This window comes from Sphingobium yanoikuyae (genome assembly GCF_013001025.1).
GTDB lineage: Bacteria > Pseudomonadota > Alphaproteobacteria > Sphingomonadales > Sphingomonadaceae > Sphingobium > Sphingobium yanoikuyae_A.
Genome location: NZ_CP053021.1, coordinates 781,020 through 797,213, shown reverse-complemented (window position 1 = coordinate 797,213; position 16,194 = coordinate 781,020). Strand labels below are relative to the sequence as shown.

Sequence of the window (16,194 nt, the reverse complement as noted above, 5' to 3'; positions counted from 1 at the left end):
CTGGCGGGCGGGGCTATTGCGCCCGATCCATCAGCTTGCGGATGCCGAACCAGATATAGAGGGCAAACATCCCGCCACTGCCGAGCATCCAGGCCCAGCCCCGGAAGCTGCGATCGCCGCCAGCGACACAGCCCCAGAAAATCAGCCCGCTGAACCCCAGCGCAAACAGGATGAAACGCCAGTTCAGCATCGCGCGGGCATCCCGTCGCATCTGCGCCATCGGGCGTGGCGGCAGGATATCCGGCCGCCCCCTGACCAAGCGCCGCGGCGCGAAACTGGCATAATATATCCAGGCCATCAGGCCGACCACACAGGCCGTCGTCATGACATTCTGCGTCCAGTCAGGCAGCGTCAGCCATTCCGACAATGTCACCCAGACGATGATGATCGCCATGATGACGCCTGTCGACGTCCACATGCCCCGGCGACCTGCAACCCGCTGCCAGCGCGCAACCAGCGCTGCATATTCCTCCGGGCTGACGAACTTGGCGCCACCCTTGCGGGACGGATAATAGGCATAACCGCCCTCCACCGGCGTGAACTGGCGCTGAAATACCCCAATGCTGTCGAACATGATGATCCCCCTGCCGGCATCCTGTCGGTAGAAGGCGTGAATTTCCATCCTTTTGTTCGTAGGACGAAAAAGGCCCGGCACCTCAGGGGCCGGGCCTCATTTCTGGCGATGGGCGCTATCTCATCTGTTCCGCCGCAGCACCTCGTCGCAGCGGGAATTGGTGCCTGATCCCTTGCCGATCAGCCGCCCCGCCGCTGCGCCGCCGGCGCCGGCCAGCACCGTCTCGCCCACGCCGCCGCCGGCGATGATGCTCGCGCCCGCGCCCACGCCCGCGCCGATCGCGGTGCCCTTGTCGCGGCCCTTCTTGCCCTGGAGCAGGCAATAGCGCACATCGCCGCGGTCGCGCGGATCGGCCCGCGCCACCCGCGCTCGATCCTTGCTGTTCAGGCTTGCCGCCAGCACCGGGGTTGCGACCATCGTAACAGCGGCCACCGCCGCGATCATCCTGACCATCTTCATGTCCGTCACTCCTGATCGGTGCGAAACGAAGCAGGCGGGTTTCCTGTTCCGGGCCGGCTGCGCCACGCGCCTCCGGCCCCGTCCTTCTTGTTCGCTGCCCCATATAAGGGCCGTCACGGACCGCCGCCTATTGCGGTTAATCCCTATCCGGGCGCCATCAATCGATGCGCGAGATGAAGTCGGCGGCCGGGCGGCGCACCTTCTTCAAATTGACCAGCCAGTCGCCCTCGTCCGCGCGATAGCCCAGCGGCATCATCACCACCGATCGCAGCCCGCGCGCCCGCAGGTCCAGTATCTCGTCGAGCGCGGCCGGGTCAAAGCCCTCCATCGGCGTCGCGTCCACCTCTTCAAAGGCGGCAGCGGTCAGCGCGATGCCAAGGCCGACATAGGCCTGGCGCGCGGCATGCTCGAAATTGGTCTGGGCGTCGCGCTGCGGATAGGTGTTCAGCAGCATCTGGCGATAGGCTTCCCAGCCCTCGTTGCGGAAACCGCGCTCGTCATTGACCAGGTCGAACATGCCGTTGATCCGGTCGGCGGTATAATTGTCCCAGGCGGCAAAGACGACCAGATGCGACGCATCGGTCACCTGCGCCTGGTCCCAGGCGATCGCCCGGATCTTGGCGCGGATATCCTTGTTGGTGACGACGATCACCTCGAACTGCTGCAACCCGCTCGACGTCGGCGCCAGCCGCACCGCCTCTAGGATGCGCTCCACCTTGTCCTCGGCCACCACCTTGTCCGGGTTCATCTTCTTGGTGGCATAACGCCAGTTCAGACGGTCGATCAGCATGAGAAATCCTTATATTGCAACGGCGCCAGCCTAAGCCCGGCCCATGGCGCTTCGATGTAGCGCCCGCGCACACAGGAATAAAGGTCTCACATTGAAACCAAATATTGCCCCGCCCATCCATGGCCTTTCGCCGGCAAGCCCCCCCTATCCTCCCTCTTCGTCATCCCGGCCCCTTCGGCAGGCTCAGGACAGGCTTGATCCGGGATCCATTCAGCGCTCGCGCTCGGGCATAGCGCGGAATGGCCCCTGACTTTCGTGAGGATGACGCCGGTGGAGATCACGGGCTGCAACCAGAAGCGATCGTAAATTCCTCCCCGGCAAGGGGAGGATGGCCTAGAACGACCATTTTTGGTCGTTCAGTCAGATGATCCGCAACGCTGTCACCGGCCACTCATTCAGATTACAAGTTGAAAGCTGCATGATCAAATGTGGTGGTTAAGTGCCGCTCGGAAGGTTTTCATGATCGTCAGCTATCCTGCCACGGAACTTCACGTCCGGCTGATCAATATCCGGATCGGCGTCACTCCACCGAAGTTGGACCGCATCAACGACTTCGCTCCCCATGTGAGCAACGAAAGCGGTGGTCAGTGCAGCTTTGTGGCGCTCATATTCAGGCAGGTTTGGATTGACGTTGTCGGCAAGCAGAAGCCATTCAACGAACTGTCTCGCATGAACCGGGCCGCTTGGCGGAATGAGGTTCGTAACGTGAAGCGGCTCTCCCCGCTTCATGCATCCGCAGAACCCCCAAACGACGCACGCCGTGTGCATCAGCCCATCAAAACCCGTCTCGCTCATTTGAGACGTTTAGCTGCTTCCCAAATTGTCCGCCACTTGACGATTGTTGCCAAATGATTTTTCCATGCAACGTCAGCTTTCGCCGATCATCTGCCCAGAAGCAGACTGTCGGCCTTCCACCCAACTTCGTCATCCCAGCGAAGGCTGGGATCTCACTTCCTTCTGGGTTCTGAGAAGAACAGAGAGATGCCAGCCTTCGCTGGCATGACGGGATAAGGACCTGTCCGCAACCCACCCTTTCCTTCTCCGCGCCTCCGCGTCTCCGCGCGAAAATCAATCACGCAGCGCGCACCGCACCGCTCCCCCTCAAAGCCCCCTGACCCGCGCCTCGCCCTTTGTCCCCAGCATCAGTTCGCTCAGCCCCCAGACCAGCGCATCCGCCCGGTCAGGCGAACGCCCCGGCCCCACATAACCGCCCCCCGCCAGCAGCCCGCACATCTGGCCCTCCAGCTCGGGGAAAGCCCCGCGATGCGCCACCCGCCCGGCCTCATAGAGCGCCGCCACCGGCTCGGCCCGCGCCGCCTTGCCCCGGCTGGCATGGACCAGCCGCAGCGGCAGCGTCTCCTGCGCCGCGCGCAGCACGCTCGCCACCATGTCGCCGCCATTATTGGCCTCGGCCACCACCCGGTCGGCGCCATGGCTCTGCGCTGCCTGAGCGACCGCCCGCGCCCAGCCTTCGGGCGAGCAGCCCGCCACGCTCGCGTCCGCGATCACATAGCCGCGCCCGTCCCCGCCGAGGGCGACCACGACGATGCCGCACGCATCGCCGCCAGCCGTCGCCGGCGGATCGACCGCCACCACCACCCGTGCCAACGCGCCCGGCACATGCCGCACCCGGCACGCCTCCAGCGCCGCGCGGGTCCACAGCGCCCCCTCCGCCTCCTCGATCAGTTCGCCGTCCAGTTCCTGCCGCCCCAGCCGCGTGCCGCCATAAAGCCGCGTCACATCATCGACAAAGCCCGCCGCCAGATGCGCTGCATTGTCCGCCGTCCGCCCCCGCGTCAGCACCACATCGGCGCCGCCCATATCCTTGGCCCTTGCCACCAGCGCACGCACCAGCGGCACCGGGCGCGGCGTCGTCGTCGCCACCACGCGCGGATCATGCCCCAGCCGCATCGCCATCATCATATTGTCCCAGGCCGCCTGCCCGCCCGGCCATTTGCCGATCTCGTCGGCCCAGCCATGGCTGAACTGCGGCCCGCGCAGGCTTTCGGGCTCGGCCGCGCCGAACAGCCGCGCCTGCGCGCCATTGGGCCAGGTCAGCGTGCGCAGCGCCGGGGCATAGGCCGGCCTTGCCCACCAGGGCGCCACCGCCAGCAGGCCGCTCGCCCCCTCCACCATCACGCTGCGCGCTTCGCCCAGGGTCGCGCCGACCAGCGCGATCCGCGCCTCGGGATCGCGCTCGGCAATGGCGCGCACCCATTCCGCCCCGGCCCGCGTCTTGCCGAAACCGCGCCCCGCCATCATCAGCCAGATGCGCCAGTCGCCCGCCGGCGCCAGTTGCGCCGGCCGCGCCAGGAAGTCCCAGTCCTGCCCCAGCCGCTCGGCCGCATCGTCGCTCAGCCAGCGCGCCAGTTCGGGCCAGGCCGCCGCCTGCTCGACCCAGTCGCAATCGGCCATCTGCATCCCCGCCCCCTCCGCTTCTTCGTCATTCCCGCGACGGCGGGAATCCATCTCCCGACCATGCCTCACGCAGGAGCCGGCATTATGCAGCCGCCCGTCCCCCAAACAGCGCGCAACAAAAAAGGCCGCCCGCAGGCGGCCTTCTCCAAAAATCTCCGCGCCTCCGCGTCTCCGCGTCTCCGCGTCTCCGCGCCTCCGCGCGAACCACAAAAATCCTATTTACGCGGCGCCATCCCGCCAAAGGTCACCAGGCTCTCGGCCCCGTCCTTGGCCACCGCCGCGACGCCAATGAAATGATCGTCGACCACGATATCCTTCAGCACCGTCTGCGTGCCGCCGGTCACGACCCGGCTGTCGCTCCAGTCCTGCTTGTCGGCGCGCCGCCAATACACCTTGTAAGCCGTCGCTCCCGGCACCGCGTCCCAGAAGACCCGCGTGTCCATCGACAGCGCGCCATCGAGCGACACCGTCGCCGGCGCCGCCGGCGCATCGGCCAGCCGCCGCAAGGTCGCGACATTGAGCGCCGTCACCTTCGCCAGATAGGGAAAGTCCATGCCGTCGACCGTATCGCCATAGACCCGGCCATTTTCGGTGCGCAGGTCCTGATGCTGCCGGTCATAATTCTCGATCCCCACCGAAAAGCGCACCGCCGGAAAGCCCAGGTCCAGGAAGGGCGAATGGTCGCCACCGCGCCCGAACCGGTCGAACCGCCGCACCGCCAGCACCTCCAGGCCAATCTTCGGGTCCGCCTGCGCAATGCCGTCGATCGCCTTGGCCAGCGCCCGCGACGGGCCGTCATCCTCGCCGCCGATCGCCCGGCGCGTCAGGTTTGCCTTGGCGTCGTCACCCGCGCGAATGCCTTCGGAGAACACCCGCACGCGATCCGCGACCACCTGCCCATTCTGGCCCACCGTATTGCCGACAATATCATTGTTCAGCATCGCCCGCACGTGCCAGCCGCGCGCCTTGGCCGTGCTGGCAAGCAGCTTGCCGCCCCACAGCCCCTGTTCCTCGCCCGACAGCAGCGCATAGACGATCGTGCCGTTGAATTTCTGCCCGGCCAGCACCCGCGCCGCCTCGATCACCAGCGCCGTGCCCGACGCATTGTCATTGGCGCCCGGCGCATCGCTGCTGATGTTCATCACATCGGTCACGCGACTGTCGATATGGCCCGCGACGATCACCACCTCGTTGGGATCACCGCTACCCTTCTGGATCGCCAGCACATCGACCACCTCGACGCCATCGGGCGCGCGCGGCCCGGTGAAGCGATCGGCCGCCGTCTCGACGCTCAGACAGCCGCCACAGCCCTTGCCGATCCTCTCGAACTCGGCCTTGCCCCAGGCCCGCGCCGCGCCGATCCCGCGCCTGGGATCGGTCGCGCTCGACAGCGTATGGCGCGTGCCGAAACTCACCAGCCTCTCGACCGTCGCCTTCAACCGCGCCGCATCGGGCGCGGACGGCGCGGCGGGTGCCGCCAGCACTGGGGTTGCAAGGGCCGAAGCGGCGGCGAGCAGGATCAGTTTCTTCATCTGACCAGTCTCTTAGAGGCTTTTCCCATCAGGTAAAATCATCTGATCGTTCATCCTCGACAGGCCGGCCCGCCATCGTCAGGCAGATGCCAGCCCCGCTTCCCGTCGCCGGACCTGATGCCCGATCGTTTTCCAGTCCAGACGGATATCCTCGCCTCTTCCATGCACGGCAATCGCCGTCCCAATGGCGATGAGGGCCAGCATCAGACCGCCCAGCGTATCCACCAGATAATGGCCGCCGACCGGCACGGCCGATGCGAACATCACCATGTTCAGCAGCAGAAACGGCCAGCGCAGCCAGGGGAAGGGCCAGAAGGCAAATATCAGAAGGATCGCCGATGCCGCATGAAAACTCGGCATGGTGATGATCCCCGTCAGCGCATCGCTATCCAGCGTGGCCTTAGCCCCGGACCGCAGTTCCTCCATCAACGCCTCCAAATGCCAGGAAGCCCAGGCGGTCGCACCCGGCATCTGCGCCGGATCGACATTATAATGATGGAATGCAGCCACCGCCGGAAAGAAGGGGAACATCACTATCGTCAGCAACAAACACATGCCCCAGGCGGTCATGAACCGATAGGCCAGCGCTGGATGCCCCAGCCCGCAAAGCAGCAATATCGCCAACTGCGGTTGCCAGTTGATCGCGGCATAGGCGTGGATCAACAAGGTCGCGATCCGCGGACTGGCCTGAAACCACGCCATCATCGCCAGCCAGTCGAAATATAGCGCACGGTCCGCTGCGGCCAGCATCGTATCCGCATAGGGCAATGCCGTTCGCGCCAGCGCCGCACAGCCCAGCGCAGCTGTCGCTGCCATGAAGTAGAACAGCCCGGTAAGCACCAATATATGGCCCAGCCGCTGACCGCTCCCTTCCCGCGCTGCCATGGCAGCATTCCCGGATGGCGTGCGGCGAAGAATATAAAGTCCGCTGGCCAAGAATATGATGATTGCAACATAGAGCGGCGCCAGATCCACGATGTCGACATGGAAGGACTGCACCGTCGCGGCAGCCGCCAGCAGGATCGTCATCAGCATCGCAAGCAGAATGATCGGCCATGAATGCCGAAAATCGCGGAGACATGCCGCGCACACGCTGCGCACGCGAACGACAATATTGCCGATCACCAAAACCCCCACAGATCTTTACCCCGCAGAGGCGGCTATAGCCAATCCATGTATGAAACATTAAGAAACAAATATTGTCATCATTGAAAACTGCACGTCTTATATTGTCACCACATAATATAGTGAGCAACACACCGCGCGCCTTCATTCCTCCATCATCCGATGCGCCGACATCACCGCCGGATCGTTGTTGATCACATGCAGATAAACGGTGCGTTCCGCCGTCCCACATTGGCGCTTTACCAGCCCGCCGCCTTCCGTTCAGCCGGCGTCCGCCGCATCGCGGCGCCAATGCACGATCGTCACCGCCATCAGCGACAGCACCAGCATCGGCAACGCCGCCATCGCCTTCGCCACCCACGGATACGCGACCAGCCATTCCATCATCAGCGCGACCAGCGCCGATCCGCCCCAGAACAAGGCAACGCACAAGGCCAGGCTGGCCAGGACGATCCCGATCCGCATCGTCATTCTTCCACCACCCGCTGCGCAGCGATCACCGCCGGATCGCTGTCGATCGCGTGCAGATAGGCGGTGCGCTCGGCGGTCCCGCGCTTCAGCTTCGCCAGCCCGCGCACCTGGTCCTGCGTCAGCATGATCCGCACATAGCCGCGATCAACCAGGCACTGGTCCAGCGCCGCCTGCAACTGCGCGCGCACGTCGCTGCGCGTTATCGCCTGATATTTCGCGCCGAAATTCGCCGTTCGCCGCGCCACATTGGCATCGTCATGATGCATGCCGATATTCGCCGCCGCCATCAGCGGGCTGGCATCGCTATCGCCACCATAGGTCCGCAGGATCATCGTCAGGTCGACCATGCTCAGCGCATCCAGCGCCTGCGCCGTCTCCGGTCGCACCGTCACCGCTCTGTCCCGCGTCGCCTCCGCGCAGGCCCCCGCATCGCCGGCATAGTCGGCCAGCGACACGCCCGCCTTGGCCCAACTCGTTGGCGGGGCGCCGCGCGCGCCAGCGGGCAGCATCATCACCATCGGCGCCACCAGCATCAGCGCCATCCTGCTCCGGGTCACACGCCGCATCCTCGCCTCCTCAGCCCCAAAGCCCGTTCAGCGCCGCGCCCTCGCCCAGCGCCCGATCATCCAGATATGCAGCGCATGGATCGCCACCAGCCCCGCCGCGATCGCCAGCAGCACAGGAATCACCAGCCCCTCCTGCCCGGCGCGCGGCGGCACCCACAAAGCCATGGCGCCCACGGCCAGGATCAGGATCGTCCCCAGTATCGGCGTGAAGGCCAGCGCCACGGTCCGCGGCGCATGCCAGCTCACCGCCCCGGTCAGCGTCCATTGCATCGGCAGCCGGTCGATCGCCCGGAACCGCCGATCGGCGCGCACCGACAGCGCGATCATCGCCCCCACCGCCGCCAACAGGATCAGCCCAACCAGCATCGCCCGATCTCCAAAGCCCGATCTCCAAAACCGCGCCCCGATCCTACCAGAAGAACCGCGCGCCAGCAAAAGCCCACGGTGCGAAGGGCGAGCCTCGACGATCTCCCACCCTTGCTTCGCTACGCCCGCAATGACGATGTCGGGCTTTGACGGCTAACGACCAGAAGCTGACGTTTCTCATTCCTCCCCAAGCTTGTCTTGGGGAGGTGGCAGCGCGAAGCGCTGACGGAGGGGCAATGGCGCGACCTCATCTACTTGCCCCTCCACCGCCTTCGGCGGTCCCCCTCCCCAAGCAAGCTTGGGGAGGATTGTCGGTCAGCCCCCTACCCACCCCTGACCGTCGCTCGCGGGATCAAATGGCGCCAGGCGTTCCGATAGGACGCTCGGGACAGGCTTGCGCCGGGGCGCTTCATTCTCCTCACGAAAGCCCGCAGAGGGCCTCACCGCCAGAACGCCAATCGCCTCCTTCGTCAGGCCTGGCCAGTCACGGCCAGGTCGAGGCGATCGATCAGCTTGAAACCGATATATTCGTCCCGTCGATAGCTGCGGTGCATCACATTGCCGCGATCATGTCGATGGCCGACATTCCAATAGCGCAGCATGTGGCGCTTCACCCGGCTCCAACAGCTTGCCTCTTCCATCAGGGTCACATGCGTGACCGGCATGTCATAGCCACCATGTCGATAATATGCGTCCCAATAGCTCATCACGCGGCGCTTCGTGGTCCGCCAATAGGCTGGATTTTCAGCAATAAAAGCGGCCAGCGCCAACGTCATTTCCGGCGTGAGACCGGCCGCTATGTCTTCCAGTATCTCCACGATATACTCGCCGATCAGCGCGACGATGAACGGGGTAGCCCAGGGCTGAAAATCGCCGATCAGATCGCGCGCAGCGGCCTGGCGCAGGAAGCCATCGCTGCTGCGCGTCTGCAACGCGCGCGCGTAACCCCAGGCCGGATCGTCCTTGCTCAATCGCAGCCGGTCAGTCGCGAAATAGAGGCGTGCCGGAATCAGCACGCCCTGTCCTTCAGCCTGGACCGCAAATCGCTCCGTCCATTGTCGACTTGTCAGCGCCCGAACCACTGCCTCCCCGGCCGACAGCGCCATGGAGCGATGCGCCGGCGCAAATGCGTCCGCCAACATCAACCTATTGATTTTCGTCAGCATCGCCTGATCGCCCATGGGGGAACATTAGAGCATTTTCCAGTCAGGTGGAATCACCTGATGACTCCGAAAACGCGTCGAAACAGGAGCATAGGGCAGTCGAGCCGACGCAACCGGATCGACTGCTCTAGCGCCCCGCCCCGCCTCTGCAACCCACGCAGCCTCCCCCTCACGTCCCCGCCGCCGCGCGGCGCCGGCGTATCTCTGCCAGCACCCGCTCGACACTGGCGATCGCTGCGGGACTGCCCGGTCCGGTCGCATCGCCCCGCGCCGCCCGGCGCGCCGCGACCTGGGCGGCATGCAGCTTCAGCAATTGCAGCCCCAGCGACGGATTGGGCGCGCGCTTGACCTTGCGGGTCTTCACCGCGCCCTCGCCATCCTCGATGATTTCCTCGCTCTCGCAGCCATGCAGCGCCAGCCGGATCAGCATTGCCTCGATCTCGCCATAGCCCTGCTCGATCGCCGCATCCCAGTCGCGCGCGAACTCCGCGTCGCGCTGCTTCAGCCCATAGGCCGCCTGCCGGCTCTTTCCCACGGTCCGCGCCGCCTCGCTGACATTGCAGGTCTCGGCCAGCTCCGCCAGGAACAGGGCACGATCGCCCTGCGCCCAGCCATCCCTGCGCACCTGTCGCAATTGCGTCCGCACCCCCTCGCCCGCCGCCTGCCGCTGCGCCACGCGCTCCGGCCGTCCAGCCGTCCCCTTTCGCGCCGCCATCACCCTCTCCCCCGATTGTCCCGAACCATCGCCCCGCCGCGCGACCTCGCGCCGCACGCCGCCATCGGCAGCAGCCCCGCGCCACCGCGCCGTGCAATAGCTCCCCCGCACACCGCCCCGCCAGCTTCAGCCCCGCACGCTCGCCCAACGCAAAAGGGGCCGGCCCAATCGGACCAGCCCCTTTCGCCTCACCTGAAGGCAATATCTGTCAGCATCGCATCGCGGCGCCGGCATCCCAAAAGCCCCGCACCGTCACGCACCAGCCCTCAAGGACCGACTGCAAATCCCGACCTGGAAGGCACAGCCCCAAGGCACAGCCCCAAGGCACAGCCCCAAGGCACAGCCCCAAGGCACAGCCCCAAGGCACAGCCCCAAGGCACAGCCCCAAGGCACAGCCCCAAGGCACAGCCCCAAGGCACAGCCCCAAGGCACAGCCCCAAAAGCCGCCCTCGAAAACCCGGCCGTCCACAACCCAGCCGACCCATAGCGCCACCACCGACCGAGGCCAGCGAGTCGCAATTATCGACTTTCCTCTTATCTGCCCGATCAGCGTGACGATGTCAAGCAGAATGTTCCATATGGGTTATACAGCCTTGCCCAGCATCCGCGCCTCCTGCGCCATCGCCCCGGCAAAGCTCGGCCGCGCCCGCAATCCGTCGAGCCAGGCCTTCACCCTGGGCCAGCGGCCGTCCTTCAGCCCGTTGCTGCAATAGCAGACATTGATCAGCGGACAGGCGACGGCAATGTCGGCCAAAGTGAAGCGATCCTCCACCAGCCAGCCGCTATCGGGCAGAACCGCCTCCAGATAATCATAGATGCCCGGCATCTTCTCCGCCTCCGCCCGGTCGGCACGGGCCGGGTCATGCGGCATGTCGAGCAGCTTGCCGACCACCCGGTTGAAGAAGATGTCGACACCCACCGGCTGGGCGATGGTGTCGGCAAATTCCTCATACCATATCGTCCGCGCCCGCGCCTTCGCCTCGGTCGGGATCAGGTTCGGCTCGGGATACAGCGCGTCCATATAGGTTATGATCGCGGTCGAATCGCTGATCGCGAAATCGCCGTCGACCAGGGCCGGGATCTTACCGAAGGGGGACGCCCGCTCGAACTCTGCGCCGCCCTTGCCGAATCCGGCCGGCCGCACCTCGACCGCGATCCCCTTTTCCGCTGCAAAGACAATGACCTTGCGCACAAAGGGCGACGGTCGCGCGCCATAGATGATCATGCACCCACTCCTATTTTTCTGGTGGTGGAGCACCGATCCTGCCAGACCAGTCGCATATTGCAACTGTTCACTTCTGTCCTGCCCGGCCCTGACCGCGCAATCCATTAGGTGTTCGACCGGAATTTCCACGCCCCCGCAAATCGGAAAGCCTTTGCAGGGGCAATCCGGGATGGGGGCGGTCATGGACAGACGCGCGTTTCTGGCGACGATGGCGGGCGCGGCGGGTGCAGCCGGCCTGGTCAGCTGCCATCAGGCCAGCGGCAAGCCGGCCGCCCTCATCCATCCGCGCCGCACCGCGCTTGCCGGGGAAGCCTGGGCCGATGCCGATGTCGTCGTCTATGGCGCCACCCCCGCCGGCGTCATCGCTGCGGTCAGCGCCGCCAATCTGGGCGCGTCGGCGGTGCTGATCGGCGGCTGGCGCGAAATCCAGCCCGGCGGCATGCTGGCCGGCGGGCTCAGCTGGACCGACATACGCGATATCGATGCGGTCGGCGGCTATGCCCGCACCACCATGGCCGCGCTGGCGGCGTCCGGCGGCATGCCGGGCAATCGCTACGCCTTCGACCCGGCCGTTGCCGCCCCCTATTTCCGCGACCTGCTCGACGCCGCCGGGGTGCCGGTCCTCTGGTCGGACGGGGTCGAGACCGTCGACCGGACCGATCGCGCCATCCGCGAGATCATCACCCGCTCGGGCGTTCGCGCCCATGGCCGCATCTTCATCGACGCCTCCTATGAAGGCGACCTGATGGCCCGCGCCGGCATCAGCACCAGGGTCGGGCGCGAAGCCGCCGACCGGGCCAATCCCTATAATGGCTATCGCGGGTCACGCTATGAGCTGCTGACCCGGACCGATCCGCCGCAGAAGGACAATATCCTGCCGATCGACCCTTTCTTCGACCAGCCGTCGGGCCGTCTGATCGCCGGGGTCGATCCCGCGCCGAACCGGCCGGTCGGCGCTGCCGACGATGGCGTGCAGGCCTATTGCTTCCGCCTGACCATGACCGATCGGCCCGAACTGCGGCTCGACCTGCCTGCCACCGCGCCCGATGGCTATCGCGAGGCCGACTATGAACTGCTGTTTCGCGATTTCGACCGGCGCCGGCGCGCCGGCCAGGTCTATGGCCGGGACTGGCATTTCGCCCGCGATCTGGTGAAGGCGGACGAGGTCGCGCCGGGCATCTACGACATCAACAATCGCGGCACCATGTCGCTCGACGCGGTCGGCCTCAACCGCGCCTATCCGGCGGCCGACTATGATGCGCGCGAACGCATATGGAAGGCGCATGAAAATTATATTCGCGGCTGGTTCCATGCCATGGCCCATGGCCGCGATCCTCGCATTCCCGCCGGGCTGCAACGCGATGTGCGCAACTGGGGCCTGGTGCGCGGCCGCCACACCGATTGCCATCCCGCCGACACGCCCGGCTGGTCGCCCCAGCTCTATGTGCGCGAGGCGCGCCGGCTGGACAATGGCCTTGCCTGGTCGGGCCGGGACGTGTCGGATATTGATGGCGTGCCCCCGCGCCTCCCCTCGATCGTCGCCATGGCCTCCTACTGGCAGGACAGCCACGCCGCCAGCCGCATCGCGGTCCGGGACGAACGGGGGCAATGGGGCATCGTCAATGAAGGCCATTTCATGCTGCCCGCCGGCGGCAAATATCAACGCTCGCCGCTGCCCTTCGAACTGATGGTGCCGCATCGCGACCAGTGCACCAACCTCATGGTGCCCTTCTGCGTCGCGGCGACCCACCAGGCCTTTTCCACCATCCGCATGGAGCCGACCTCGATGGCGCTGGGCGAAGCGGCCGGCACCGCCGCCGCCCTGGCCGTGATCAACCGCGACCGGGTCGATATCCAGGATGTCGACACCTATCGGCTGCAACAGATGATCGTCGCCAATGGCGGCGTAATCCAGGGCGTGACCAACTGGGAATTGCTGCAGAGGAAGCTGAAGCATCGCCTCGACCGTCTGCGCGGCTGACACCCCTCCGGAACAGGCGCCCATCCGGCACAGGCCGCCCGTCAGCGCAACGATGATCCGAACGCGCGACGCACGATGCGGACCACAATCACAGCACCAAAATCACAGCACCAAAATCACAGGGCCATATCCATGCCCAGCATCCGCGCCAGCATGAAGGTGAGGGACAGGAGGCCCACCAGCGCCAGCAGCAGGGCCAGGCTGATCTTGCCGACCGCGCTCAGCACCGCCCCCTTCTGCGCCTTCCTGTCCTGCTCATAATGCCATCGGACGGCAAAGAACATGCCCGCCCCCAGCACGACGACCTTGAACAGGATGAAAACAACAGGAAACCAGTCCATGATCTTGAACACATCCCGGCCAACAAGAAACCATGTTCATCACGATTGCCGCGACGGCAATCGAACGCCCCCTCCTATGTCGGGAACAGGGGGATGACCATGGGACATTATGCCCGCCCCGGACAGGCTCCGGCCATGCACTGTCATCGGTTTGGTCGATCGCCGCTCAGAAAAGCTGCCCTCGCCGTTCCGTCATCCCGCACTTGATCCGGGATGACGCCCATGGAGATTGGCAGGTTTCGACCATTGTTCGCCGTTGTAGCCGCGATCAACCTTTCTCGATTGCGGACATTTTGGGGCGATGGCACCATGACCTAATGCAGCGTTACCCGTCTCACCAATCAGTCCCGTCTGCAATCCATGAACGAGTGTTCTTCGTGCTGTGGGTTGTCATGTCCGCTTTAGCGATCCTCGCAGACGGAATTGAGATAAATGACCATCCTGACCGCGCAGATGAGATATTTTCGCACATGGGCATCGCTTTGTTATGGTGCGTTCCATTTGGCGTAGTGGGATTTATTCTGCGTTGGCGGCGCTTAAAGAAGCATGCAGAGCGGCAAGCATTCCTCTCTTCCGTAGCGAATTTGAAATAGCGTCAGCTAACCGCCTGAATCAGCGCAAACCTGACCGTCTCAAACCCACCCAAAGCTACCACCCCACCCCAGTTCGCAGCCCCCTCGCCACGCCCTCTCCGCGATACAGCCGCAATGCCGGCCCCTCTGGCCGCGCCCCGGCTTTTCGCCTATGCTTCGCCATGGCGCGCGCACGCGTGACGCCCCATGGCGGGAGGGTTCATGGCAGGGCATTGGGCATTCCCCTCATTCTCGCTGCGCTGCGGCCTGTCGCTCGCCCTGCTGGCGGCCATCCCGGCCCGGTCGCAGGACCATCCGCCCGCACCGGCCGCCGCCTCCCCCGCCGACAATGAGATCGTCGTCATCGCCCGCAAGATGCGCCAGGTGAAGATCGATTATGCCGCCTTGGGCACCGACCTGCGCCAATGCGTCATCACCCGTTCCAGCGGCGACGCCCGGATCGACCGGATCATGTGCGCGATGCTCAGCGCCTGCGTGCGCGAAGGCGTCAGCGACCCGGCCGGTGGCAAGGCCTGCATAAACGCCAAGATCGCCAGTTTCGAGGATGAGGTCGTGCCAGTGCCTGCGCCCCTGCCCCCGCCCCCGCCCGCCACCGTCGCCGCCATGGCCGGCCCGCCTCCAGCCGCCCCGTCCCCGGCCCCGCCCGACCAGCCGCCCGCCCCGCCAAAGGGGCCGCCGATCATCGTCACCGGCCGCCCCAACCCGATCCTCGCGGGCCAATGGGCGTTCAGCCAGCACCAGACCGTGATCCGCGATTTCAGCACCCGCACCCTGCCGATCCGCACCTGGAACCTGTGCATCCCCGACGGCACGATCGACGCGACGATCGAAACCATGCTGGACGACAGTTTCGCCGGCCCCGGCACGTCCAGCTATTGCCGGCAATGGAAACTGGACGGCGACGGCGCCGCCATACACGGCAATCAGCGCTGCTGGCTCGGGCCGGGGGTGCGGATGCAGGGCAAGCTGGAAGGCGCAATCGGCCCGCGCAGTGTCGAGATAAAACGCAACATCCGCCTGTTCGAGGTCAATAGCGCGCCCGCCCGCGATCTGAGCAGCCCCATGGGCGGCGACGCAGAATTTCTCATGTCGATCACCGGCACCCGCGTCGGCAATTGCAGGCCCCGGCGCTGAGCACGGCTCGGTGTCGAGCCGATAGCCATGTGGCTGGAGAAGGCATCGGATATCGAACAATTGGCCCGGATCGCCGGCAACAGTTCCGAATTGAAACCAAAATTGACAGACCCCTGCTGTCACCATAACCTCTTTTCGTCTAGCGAAGGAGTGTCCCGATGCGTTTCGCGTTTCTTCTACCGGTAATCGCTTCCGTACTCGCCGCCCCGGCGACAGCCCAGTCGCCCGATCAGGCCCGCTCTTACGAAGGGCTCCGTCCCAGCTGGGACAATCTCTACAACGTCGATTCGGGCGTCTATGGGGATTTTCGATCGCCGCAATATGGCCAGGTCCGCCATTTGATGCAGCAAGGCCATTATGCCCAGGCCGACAAGGCGCTGGACAGGATCATGAGCGGATCGAACGATCTTGAGGCGCGCTTCCTGAAAGGGGTGACGGCGCTGGCGCTCAACAATCCCGAAGGCGCACGGCGCTATTTCGAACGGGCATTGCCCCATGGACGCAGCGGCCATCCCGGCGCCATGTCGGGCCTGGCGCTGGCCGAAATCCGCCTCGGCAATCCTGATGCAGCGCGCGACCTGCTCCAAAAGCTGGAATATCAGAAGGGGAAATGCGCCGCCAACTGCGATCGGGCGCAGGCCATCGATCAGGCCATTGGTGTCGTGACCAAGGCGCTCGGCTGACCAGCAGGCCCGGCAACCATTCCCTGCCGGGCCAGTCGCGACTAGGGCGCCTCCATGG

The 16,194-nt window shown here is 65.3% G+C and carries 17 protein-coding genes; 4 read left to right on the top strand and 13 right to left on the bottom strand.

Translation table 11 applies throughout. From position 1 onward, the window contains the following. Nucleotides 1-13: 13 nt before the first annotated feature. From HH800_RS04190 to HH800_RS04180, 3 genes are all read right to left on the bottom strand, one after another. The gene (locus tag HH800_RS04190) at nt 14-574 is read right to left on the bottom strand and encodes a hypothetical protein (protein ID WP_169860276.1); all 561 of its coding nucleotides are present in this window, start codon (nt 572-574) and stop codon (nt 14-16) included. 120 nt (nt 575-694) lie between these two features. Beyond that, nucleotides 695-1,033 carry a hypothetical protein gene (locus HH800_RS04185; protein ID WP_169860275.1) on the bottom strand — a complete coding sequence of 113 codons (339 nt, stop codon included), beginning with the start codon at nt 1,031-1,033 and terminating at the stop codon, nt 695-697. 157 nt (nt 1,034-1,190) lie between these two features. Further along, nucleotides 1,191-1,823 carry an NAD(P)H-dependent oxidoreductase gene (locus tag HH800_RS04180; RefSeq protein ID WP_004207819.1) on the bottom strand — a complete coding sequence of 211 codons (633 nt, stop codon included), beginning with the start codon at nt 1,821-1,823 and terminating at the stop codon, nt 1,191-1,193. Nucleotides 1,824-2,282: 459 nt separating this feature from the next. Between HH800_RS04180 and HH800_RS04175 the strand changes: the two genes are divergently transcribed. Further along, on the top strand, nt 2,283-2,675 hold the full coding sequence (locus HH800_RS04175) for a hypothetical protein (RefSeq protein ID WP_169860274.1): 393 nt from the start codon (nt 2,283-2,285) through the stop codon (nt 2,673-2,675). Nucleotides 2,676-2,924: 249 nt separating this feature from the next. Here the strand turns inward: HH800_RS04175 and HH800_RS04170 are convergent, their stop codons facing one another. From HH800_RS04170 to HH800_RS04130, 9 genes are all read right to left on the bottom strand, one after another. Further along, nucleotides 2,925-4,244: a DNA-packaging protein gene (locus tag HH800_RS04170; RefSeq protein ID WP_169863233.1), complete on the bottom strand. Its 1,320-nt coding sequence runs from the start codon at nt 4,242-4,244 to the stop codon at nt 2,925-2,927. A gap of 212 nt (nt 4,245-4,456) precedes the next feature. After that, nucleotides 4,457-5,773, bottom strand: coding sequence for a M28 family peptidase (locus tag HH800_RS04165; RefSeq protein ID WP_169860273.1), 1,317 nt, complete (start codon nt 5,771-5,773; stop codon nt 4,457-4,459). Nucleotides 5,774-5,851: 78 nt separating this feature from the next. Beyond that, complete coding sequence (locus HH800_RS04160) at nt 5,852-6,808, bottom strand: phosphatase PAP2 family protein (protein WP_107917565.1); 957 nt, start codon at nt 6,806-6,808, stop codon at nt 5,852-5,854. Nucleotides 6,809-7,159: 351 nt separating this feature from the next. Beyond that, nucleotides 7,160-7,369 carry a hypothetical protein gene (locus HH800_RS04155; protein ID WP_169860272.1) on the bottom strand — a complete coding sequence of 70 codons (210 nt, stop codon included), beginning with the start codon at nt 7,367-7,369 and terminating at the stop codon, nt 7,160-7,162. After that, a complete protein-coding gene (locus tag HH800_RS04150) occupies nt 7,366-7,935 on the bottom strand; it encodes a hypothetical protein (protein ID WP_037523324.1) in 570 nt (189 codons plus the stop codon). The genes HH800_RS04155 and HH800_RS04150 overlap by 4 nt, the downstream gene beginning before the upstream one ends. A 27-nt stretch (nt 7,936-7,962) precedes the next feature. Next, nucleotides 7,963-8,301, bottom strand: a complete 339-nt coding sequence (locus HH800_RS04145) for a hypothetical protein (RefSeq protein ID WP_169860271.1) — start codon at nt 8,299-8,301, stop codon at nt 7,963-7,965. Between the two features lie 470 nt (nt 8,302-8,771). After that, nucleotides 8,772-9,317 carry a hypothetical protein gene (locus tag HH800_RS04140; RefSeq protein WP_169860270.1) on the bottom strand — a complete coding sequence of 182 codons (546 nt, stop codon included), beginning with the start codon at nt 9,315-9,317 and terminating at the stop codon, nt 8,772-8,774. Between the two features lie 316 nt (nt 9,318-9,633). Then, the gene (locus HH800_RS04135; protein WP_169860269.1) at nt 9,634-10,179 is read right to left on the bottom strand and encodes a hypothetical protein; all 546 of its coding nucleotides are present in this window, start codon (nt 10,177-10,179) and stop codon (nt 9,634-9,636) included. A 583-nt stretch (nt 10,180-10,762) separates the two neighbouring features. Then, nucleotides 10,763-11,404 carry a glutathione S-transferase family protein gene (locus HH800_RS04130; protein ID WP_169860268.1) on the bottom strand — a complete coding sequence of 214 codons (642 nt, stop codon included), beginning with the start codon at nt 11,402-11,404 and terminating at the stop codon, nt 10,763-10,765. A 181-nt stretch (nt 11,405-11,585) separates the two neighbouring features. On the opposite strand from HH800_RS04130, the gene HH800_RS04125 reads away from it, so the two are divergent. Then, complete coding sequence (locus HH800_RS04125) at nt 11,586-13,385, top strand: FAD-dependent oxidoreductase (RefSeq protein WP_235682015.1); 1,800 nt, start codon at nt 11,586-11,588, stop codon at nt 13,383-13,385. 116 nt (nt 13,386-13,501) lie between these two features. Here the strand turns inward: HH800_RS04125 and HH800_RS04120 are convergent, their stop codons facing one another. Beyond that, a complete protein-coding gene (locus HH800_RS04120; RefSeq protein WP_004207829.1) occupies nt 13,502-13,726 on the bottom strand; it encodes a hypothetical protein in 225 nt (74 codons plus the stop codon). Nucleotides 13,727-14,520: 794 nt separating this feature from the next. Between HH800_RS04120 and HH800_RS04115 the strand changes: the two genes are divergently transcribed. Together HH800_RS04115 and HH800_RS04110 are read left to right on the top strand one after the other, a co-directional pair. Further along, the gene (locus HH800_RS04115) at nt 14,521-15,453 is read left to right on the top strand and encodes a hypothetical protein (protein ID WP_169860266.1); all 933 of its coding nucleotides are present in this window, start codon (nt 14,521-14,523) and stop codon (nt 15,451-15,453) included. A 158-nt stretch (nt 15,454-15,611) separates the two neighbouring features. After that, the gene (locus HH800_RS04110) at nt 15,612-16,136 is read left to right on the top strand and encodes a tetratricopeptide repeat protein (RefSeq protein ID WP_004207831.1); all 525 of its coding nucleotides are present in this window, start codon (nt 15,612-15,614) and stop codon (nt 16,134-16,136) included. The last annotated feature ends 58 nt before the right edge of the window (nt 16,137-16,194 follow it).

Excerpts from the sequence above, each read along its gene's own strand:
- HH800_RS04165 (WP_169860273.1), bottom strand. The coding sequence starts at position 5,773 with ATGAAGAAACTGATCCTGCTCGCCGCCGCTTCGGCCCTTGCAACCCCA.
- HH800_RS04110 (WP_004207831.1), top strand. The coding sequence starts at position 15,612 with ATGCGTTTCGCGTTTCTTCTACCGGTAATCGCTTCCGTACTCGCCGCC.
- HH800_RS04155 (WP_169860272.1), bottom strand. The coding sequence starts at position 7,369 with ATGACGATGCGGATCGGGATCGTCCTGGCCAGCCTGGCCTTGTGCGTT.
- HH800_RS04115 (WP_169860266.1), top strand. The coding sequence starts at position 14,521 with ATGGCAGGGCATTGGGCATTCCCCTCATTCTCGCTGCGCTGCGGCCTG.
- HH800_RS04180 (WP_004207819.1), bottom strand. The coding sequence starts at position 1,823 with ATGCTGATCGACCGTCTGAACTGGCGTTATGCCACCAAGAAGATGAAC.
- HH800_RS04185 (WP_169860275.1), bottom strand. The coding sequence starts at position 1,033 with ATGAAGATGGTCAGGATGATCGCGGCGGTGGCCGCTGTTACGATGGTC.
- HH800_RS04125 (WP_235682015.1), top strand. The coding sequence starts at position 11,586 with ATGGACAGACGCGCGTTTCTGGCGACGATGGCGGGCGCGGCGGGTGCA.
- HH800_RS04135 (WP_169860269.1), bottom strand. The coding sequence starts at position 10,179 with ATGGCGGCGCGAAAGGGGACGGCTGGACGGCCGGAGCGCGTGGCGCAG.
- HH800_RS04160 (WP_107917565.1), bottom strand. The coding sequence starts at position 6,808 with ATGCTGATGACGATCCTGCTGGCGGCTGCCGCGACGGTGCAGTCCTTC.
- HH800_RS04150 (WP_037523324.1), bottom strand. The coding sequence starts at position 7,935 with ATGCGGCGTGTGACCCGGAGCAGGATGGCGCTGATGCTGGTGGCGCCG.
- HH800_RS04190 (WP_169860276.1), bottom strand. The coding sequence starts at position 574 with ATGTTCGACAGCATTGGGGTATTTCAGCGCCAGTTCACGCCGGTGGAG.
- HH800_RS04130 (WP_169860268.1), bottom strand. The coding sequence starts at position 11,404 with ATGATCATCTATGGCGCGCGACCGTCGCCCTTTGTGCGCAAGGTCATT.
- HH800_RS04175 (WP_169860274.1), top strand. The coding sequence starts at position 2,283 with ATGATCGTCAGCTATCCTGCCACGGAACTTCACGTCCGGCTGATCAAT.
- HH800_RS04120 (WP_004207829.1), bottom strand. The coding sequence starts at position 13,726 with ATGGACTGGTTTCCTGTTGTTTTCATCCTGTTCAAGGTCGTCGTGCTG.
- HH800_RS04170 (WP_169863233.1), bottom strand. The coding sequence starts at position 4,244 with ATGCAGATGGCCGATTGCGACTGGGTCGAGCAGGCGGCGGCCTGGCCC.
- HH800_RS04145 (WP_169860271.1), bottom strand. The coding sequence starts at position 8,301 with ATGCTGGTTGGGCTGATCCTGTTGGCGGCGGTGGGGGCGATGATCGCG.